10 protein-coding genes are annotated in these 5,954 nt (G+C 74.4%); 6 read left to right on the top strand and 4 right to left on the bottom strand.

Annotation, left to right across the window (positions count from 1 at the left end):
• On the bottom strand, positions 1–762 hold a 762-nt coding region (locus tag UW392_RS09795), incomplete at its 3' end, for a M56 family metallopeptidase (RefSeq protein WP_320774518.1).
• Positions 763–768: 6 nt separating this feature from the next.
• The gene (locus tag UW392_RS09790; protein WP_320774517.1) at positions 769–1,158 is read right to left on the bottom strand and encodes a BlaI/MecI/CopY family transcriptional regulator; all 390 of its coding nucleotides are present in this window, start codon (positions 1,156–1,158) and stop codon (positions 769–771) included.
• Between the two features lie 195 nt (positions 1,159–1,353).
• Here UW392_RS09790 and UW392_RS09785 point away from each other — a divergent pair, with 195 nt between their 5' ends.
• The 5 genes from UW392_RS09785 (at position 1,354) to UW392_RS09765 (ending at position 3,999) form a co-directional block, all read left to right on the top strand.
• A complete protein-coding gene (locus tag UW392_RS09785; RefSeq protein ID WP_320774516.1) occupies positions 1,354–1,620 on the top strand; it encodes a GlsB/YeaQ/YmgE family stress response membrane protein in 267 nt (88 codons plus the stop codon).
• Between the two features lie 117 nt (positions 1,621–1,737).
• Entirely contained in the window at positions 1,738–2,313 is a 576-nt protein-coding gene (locus UW392_RS09780; RefSeq protein WP_320774515.1) for a TerD family protein, read from the top strand.
• Between the two features lie 90 nt (positions 2,314–2,403).
• Entirely contained in the window at positions 2,404–3,006 is a 603-nt protein-coding gene (locus UW392_RS09775; protein WP_320774514.1) for a hypothetical protein, read from the top strand.
• Between the two features lie 46 nt (positions 3,007–3,052).
• Complete coding sequence (locus UW392_RS09770) at positions 3,053–3,640, top strand: TerD family protein (RefSeq protein ID WP_320774513.1); 588 nt, start codon at positions 3,053–3,055, stop codon at positions 3,638–3,640.
• 98 nt (positions 3,641–3,738) lie between these two features.
• Positions 3,739–3,999 (top strand): twin-arginine translocase TatA/TatE family subunit, encoded by a 261-nt coding sequence (locus UW392_RS09765; protein ID WP_320774512.1) that lies wholly within the window; start codon positions 3,739–3,741, stop codon positions 3,997–3,999.
• A 16-nt stretch (positions 4,000–4,015) separates the two neighbouring features.
• Here UW392_RS09765 and UW392_RS09760 read toward each other — a convergent pair whose 3' ends face one another.
• Together UW392_RS09760 and UW392_RS09755 are read right to left on the bottom strand one after the other, a co-directional pair.
• The gene (locus tag UW392_RS09760) at positions 4,016–4,801 is read right to left on the bottom strand and encodes an ABC transporter permease (protein ID WP_320774511.1); all 786 of its coding nucleotides are present in this window, start codon (positions 4,799–4,801) and stop codon (positions 4,016–4,018) included.
• Positions 4,798–5,487: an ATP-binding cassette domain-containing protein gene (locus UW392_RS09755; protein ID WP_320774510.1), complete on the bottom strand. Its 690-nt coding sequence runs from the start codon at positions 5,485–5,487 to the stop codon at positions 4,798–4,800. The genes UW392_RS09760 and UW392_RS09755 overlap by 4 nt, the downstream gene beginning before the upstream one ends.
• 313 nt (positions 5,488–5,800) lie before the next feature.
• Here UW392_RS09755 and UW392_RS09750 point away from each other — a divergent pair.
• Positions 5,801–5,954 (top strand): response regulator transcription factor (locus tag UW392_RS09750; protein ID WP_414495855.1); only part of this gene is annotated, 154 nt, incomplete at its 3' end.

Genomic DNA, 5,954 nt, shown 5'->3' with positions numbered 1-5,954 from the left:
CCGGCGCGGCACCGGGCCCGGCGCGGCGAAGCCCGCCAGGGTGGCCACCGGGGTGCCCCGGGAGACCAGCGCGGCCTTGCCGATCGCGCACGCCACCGTCCGGCGGCTGCCGACGGTCCGGGCCGCCTCCTCGTCGGCCCACCGCTCGGCGGTGTACGCGACGACGGTGCGCAGCGGACGCAGGAACGGGTTGGCGCGGGCCGCCAGCTGGACGGCCAGGAGGTAGCGGTGGTGGCGGCCGGTGAGGTGCGCCCGCTCGTGGGCGAACAGCGCCCGCCGCTCGGCCGGCTCCAGACAGTCCAGCAGCGCCGTGGTGACCACCACCCGGTCCCGCCTCCCCCCGGGCAGCGCGTACGCGTACGGCACCTCGTCCGGGAGGACCGCCACCTGGGTGTCCGGCAGTCCGGCCAGCGCCCGGTGCGCCCGGCGGCGCACCCCGGCGTGCCGCCACAGGGTGCGGCCGCAGGCCACGAGGACCAGGAACAGCGCGGGGATGGCCGCCTTGCCGGCCACCTCGTCGTAGGGGACCGCGGCCCGCACCTCCGGATCCGACCAGCCGTCGGGCAGCGGGTTGCCGGGCAGCTGCGCGGTGCCGACCACCATGACCAGCGCCAGGCACACCGTGCTGCAGAGCGCCATGACCGCGGCCACGCCGGTCAGCAGTCTCGTCGCGGCCCGCGGATCGAGGTGCTGCTCGGCCAGCCGCGCGATCGGCCAGGCGGTCAGCGGCAGGACCAGCGGCAGAAAGACGAACCACCCCATGAGGCTTCAGTCTGCCCTTTCGCCGCGGGACTGACCCAGCAGTTCGCGCAGCAGCCGTTCGTCGTCGGGGCCGAGGCCGGTGACGAAGCTGGCCAGCACCGCCTCCCGGTCGTGCTCGCCGTCCAGCACCTTGCGCATCTTGTGCGCGGCCAGGCCCGCCTGGTCCGACGCGGGCGTCCAGGCGAACGACCGGCCCGCCCGTTCGCGGGTGACCGCGCCCTTGGCCAGCAGCCGGGTCAGGATCGTGATGACCGTCGTGTAGGCGAGCTCCCCGCCCAGGCGCTCCTGCACCCAGCCGGCCGTCGCGGGGCCCTCGGCCCCGTGCAGGGCCGACAGGACCAGCGCCTCCAGCTCGCCGTGTCCCCGCCGCCGGGGACCCTGCCGGTGGTCCGTCATGCCCTGTCTCCCTTCCGCCGCCGTCCGTTTCCCGAGCGGACATCGTATAGACGCCCGCCGCGGCGAAGCGCCCCCGGCCTGTCGGGCGGCACGTTCCTCACCATAACCTCTACACGATTGTAGAAGCTAAGCTGCCCGGAGACGCCCGCCCGACGGCGCGGGCCCAGCGGACGGACGAATGGAGAGGCAGGACAGATGGGTGTCATCGCATGGGTGGTGCTGGGACTTCTCGCGGGAGCGATCGCCAAGGCCATCCTCCCCGGGCGCGATCCGGGCGGTTGCCTCGGCACGACGGTCATCGGCATCGCGGGGGCCTTCCTGGGCGGCTGGCTGTCGGCGACGTTCCTGGACCGGCCGGTGCAGCGGGAGTTCTTCGACGCGGCCACCTGGGGTTCCGCGATCGTCGGAGCGCTCGTCCTGCTGATCGGGTACCGCCTGCTGTTCGGCAACAGCCGCGACTGACCGGGCGCACGGCCACGCCCCCTTCTCGATCTTCTACATTCATGTAGATTCTTTGTAGATCCCGCCGCGGGTCCGCGACCAGGGCCCCGGCCGCACACGCGAAGTAAGGAGTACGCAGTGGGTGTTTCCCTGTCCAAGGGCGGCAACGTCTCGCTCAGCAAGGAGGCCCCGGGTCTGACCGCGGTCGTCGTCGGACTGGGCTGGGACGTCCGCTCCACGACGGGCGCCGACTTCGACCTGGACGCCTCCGCGCTGCTGCTCGACGCCACCGGCAAGGTGCCCTCCGACCAGCACTTCGTCTTCTACAACAACCTCACCAGCCCGGACCGCTCGGTCGAGCACACCGGCGACAACCTGACCGGTGAGGGCGACGGCGACGACGAGTCGATCAAGGTGAACCTTGCCGCCGTACCCGCGGACGTCGACCGGATCGTCTTCCCGGTCTCCATCCACGACGCCGACAACCGCAACCAGTCCTTCGGCCAGGTGCGCAACGCTTTCATCCGCGTCGTCAACCAGAACGGCGGCACCGAGATCGCCCGCTACGACCTGACCGAGGACGCCTCCACCGAGACCGCCATGGTCTTCGGCGAGCTGTACCGGCACGGCGCCGAGTGGAAGTTCCGCGCCGTCGGCCAGGGTTACGCCTCCGGCCTGGCCGGGATCGCCGCCGACTTCGGCGTCAACGTCTGACACCGGCGTCCCCCGGGACGACCGAGCCGCCGGGCCCGCCGTCGACACGGCGGGCCCGGCGACCGCCTCAGCAACCACCCTGGAGATCTTGTGGCCGGCCCGTCGCGTCTTCACCCCGAGGACCGAGCGGACTACGAAGCCGTACTGGACCTGGCGCTGGGCGCCGCGGACGTCCGCGGCGCCCTGCTCGCCGATCCCACCGGCCGGGCGGCGGGACGCCTGCGCGCCCGGGCACTGGCGGACACCGACGGGATCACGGCCGCCGCCGGTGACGCGTACGACGCCTACCTCGCCCTCCGCTCGGCCGCCCACGACGCCCCGCGGTACCGCGCTTCCGAGGGCACCCTGGTGCCCGCGCTGCTGGTGCTCACGCCGCTCGTGGCGGCGGTGTCCGCCGCGGTCCTGCTCCTGCTCGGCTACGCGCTGAAGCTCACGGACACCCCGGACGCACTGCCCGGGTCACTGGTCACCGCGGGCTGGGTACTCGCCCTCGTGGCGGCCGTGAGCGCCCTCGCCGGCCTCGTCGCGCTGGTCGGCACGGCCGTACGGCGACACGGGGGCCCGCCGTCCGCCGAGCACGTGGAGCAGGCCCGCCTGGCCTGGCACCAGGCCCTGCTGGACCACGGGCTGCTGCCCCACCTGCGGCGGCACATCGAGGAGGACCCGTTCCTCTCCTCGTCCCCGCCGCGGTAGCCATCCGACAACGACACCCGTCGACACCACACCCGAGGAGACCCGCATGTCGATCAACCTGAACAAGGGCCAGCAGATCAGCCTGAGCAAGTCCGACGGCAGCGCGCTGACCTCCGTCCGGATGGGCCTCGGCTGGCAGGCCGCCGCCAAGAAGGGCTTCCTGGCCAAGCTCACCGGCGGTGGCGGCGCCATCGACCTGGACGCCTCGGCCGTCCTCTTCGCAGCCGGGCAGCCGACCGACGTCGTCTTCTTCCAGCACCTGAACAGCGACGACGGCTCGGTCCGGCACACCGGCGACAACCTCACCGGCGGAGCGGGCGCCGGGGACGACGACGAGACCATCCTGGTGGACCTGGCGCGCGTCCCCGCCCACATCGACCAGATCGTCTTCACCGTGAACTCCTTCACCGGCCAGACCTTCACCGAGGTGCAGAACGCGTTCTGCCGGCTGGTCGACGAGACCACGGGAGAGGAGCTCGCCCGCTACACGCTCACCGGCGGCGGCGCCCACACCGCCCAGATCATGGCGAAGGTGCAGCGCACGGGCGGCGCCTGGCAGATGAAGGCCATCGGCGAACCCGCCTCCGGCCGTACCTTCCAGGACCTGCTCCCGGCCATCGCCCCCCACCTGTAGGACCGGGGCGGCGACCACGCCGTCTCCCGCCGTTCACCCGCACCGGATACGCTCGGCCCCGGGTCCGGCCCGGGCCAGGGAACAGAACGGGATCTACTGTGTTCGGACTGAGCGAACTCGCCATCCTCCTCGTCGTCGTCATCGTCGTCCTCGCGATCAAGCGCCTGCCCGGCCTGACCCGTTCGGCGGGCAGGTCGGCCCGCATCCTCAAGGCCGAGGCCCGGGCGGCGAAGGACGAGGACACGGTCCGCCGGGACGGGGCGGAACGGAAGACGCCCGACGTCATCCGCGGCGAGACGGTCGCGCGGGGCGGCACCACCACCGCCGACGGCACCGGCTCCCCCGTACGCCGGATCTAGCGGCCGCGCCGGCCCGTCACGACGGAGCCCGCTCCTCGGGCAGCGGTCGCAGCCGGTGCGCGTCGTCGAAGAGGGCGCGCTCGGTCAGCCGTGCCGCGACGACGGCGGCGAGACAGGCCGCGGCGAGCAGCATGTACGTCACCACGATCTGGTAGCGGATGGCGGTGAGCGGGTCGACGCCGGCCAGGATGAGACCGGTCATGGCGCCCGGCAGGGCGATCACGCCGAGGGTCCTGGCCGAGTCGAGCACGGGGAGCAGCGCGGTCCGCACGGAGACGCGCTGGTGCGGTGCGAAGGCCTCGCCGGCCGCGAGCCCGAGGCTGAGCCGGGCCTCGACGGCCGGCCGGGCCGTGCGGACCTCGTCGTGGATCCGGGTCAGAGCCAGGTCCGTGGCCTGTATGGCGCCGGACACGACCATGCCGCCGACGGGGATGACGACGCGCGCCTCGGTGGCGATGATCCCGAGGGCCAGCAGGGTGCCCATCGAGGCGGTGGTGCCGACGGCGACCGCCGCGGTCGCCGTGCGGTACGTCCCGGGCAGGCCGCCGGAGCGGCGGGCCGCCACCCGGCCGGCCACCAGGACCATGAGGGCGACCCAGCCGAGCGCCCCGGCGAGCCCCGTGTGGCGGAAGACCAGCAGCAGGACGGCGCCGACGGCGGCGAGCTGGAACGCGGCCCGTACGGCCGCGACCGCGATGTCACGGCCCAGGCCGAGCCGGCCGCGCCGGGCGACCGCGAGGGTGAGGACGACCAGCGCCGCCGACGCCGCCACGCCCGGCCAGCCGGGGACGGCGGCGCTCACCCGTCCTCCTCCAGGTAGTCCACGCGCCGGGCCGGGCCCCGCTCGACGAGCCGCCCGTCCCGCAGAACCAGCACCAGATCGGACAGGCGGCGGGCCTGCTCGGTGTCGTGGCTGACCAGGACCAGGGTCAGGCCGTCGGCGGCCAGGTCACGGACGAGGCGTTCGACGGCCGCCGTCACCGTCGCGTCCAGGGCCGAGGTGGGCTCGTCGAGCAGCAGGACGCGCGGTCCGACGGCGAGGGCGCGGGCGAGGCACACCCGCTGCGCCTCGCCGCCGGACAGGGTCGCCGTGGCGCGGTCGAGGTAGCCGGCGGGCAACCGGACCCGCTCCAGGAGCGCCGTGAGCCGTGCCCCGTCCAGCTCCCGCCGGCCGACCCGCAGTTCGTCCCGGACGGTGCCGGTGAGCAGCACGGGCCGCTGGCCGACCAGGATGACCTGGCGGCGCAGGGCCGGTCCGTCCCAGCCGGTCAGCGGGCGGCCCCGGTAGGCCACGGTGCCGCGGGTGGGTTCCTCCAGCCGGTTCAGCACGCGCAGCAGGGTGGACTTGCCCGCACCGCTCGGTCCCACCACCGCGGTGCACGCAGCCTCGGGGATCCGGCAGGTGACCGCGGACAGCAGCGCTCTCCCGCCCCGCCGTACCGCGACCTGCTCCAGGGTGAAGGCGGGCGTGCCGGTGCTCGAGGTCATCGGGGTGGCCGGCCTCCCTGTCGCCGTCGCATGCGCCCACAGTGACACGCCTCCGTGGCCGGGCGGCGCAGGCGCGGAGCGGCCGGCCCCGTCCGGCCCGTCCGCCGAACGGCCGGAATCGCCCCGGCCGAACGGCTGTGGCGACCCGGCCGAACGGCCTGCCACCCACCCGCCGAGCAGCGGGAAACCGCCCGGGACCCCAGACACGGGCCCCGTCCCGTGGTACGCATCGAACGGCGGACAAGTGACCGACGGGGAACGGCGACGGACCGCGGACGGGCGGAGCACGACGGACCGGCGACGGGGGGCGCGAGTGATCCGGGTGATGGTGGTCGACGACGAGGCCCTGATCCGTACGGGGTTCCGGCACATCCTGGGGGCCGCGCGGGACATCGAGGTGGTGGCGGCGGTGCCCGGCGGGGAGGCGGTGCGGGCGGTGCGGGAGGCCGCGCCGGACGTGGTGCTGC

The organism is Streptomyces sp. CRN 30, from assembly GCF_034105845.1.
This window is presented reverse-complemented; position numbering and strand designations above follow the sequence as displayed.

Bases quoted from the DNA above. Each gene is read 5' to 3' on its own strand.
- UW392_RS09790 (WP_320774517.1), bottom strand. From the start codon at position 1,158: ATGACGGACCACCGGCAGGGTCCCCGGCGGCGGGGACACGGCGAGCTG.
- UW392_RS09785 (WP_320774516.1), top strand. From the start codon at position 1,354: ATGGGTGTCATCGCATGGGTGGTGCTGGGACTTCTCGCGGGAGCGATC.
- UW392_RS09770 (WP_320774513.1), top strand. From the start codon at position 3,053: ATGTCGATCAACCTGAACAAGGGCCAGCAGATCAGCCTGAGCAAGTCC.
- UW392_RS09755 (WP_320774510.1), bottom strand. From the start codon at position 5,487: ATGACCTCGAGCACCGGCACGCCCGCCTTCACCCTGGAGCAGGTCGCG.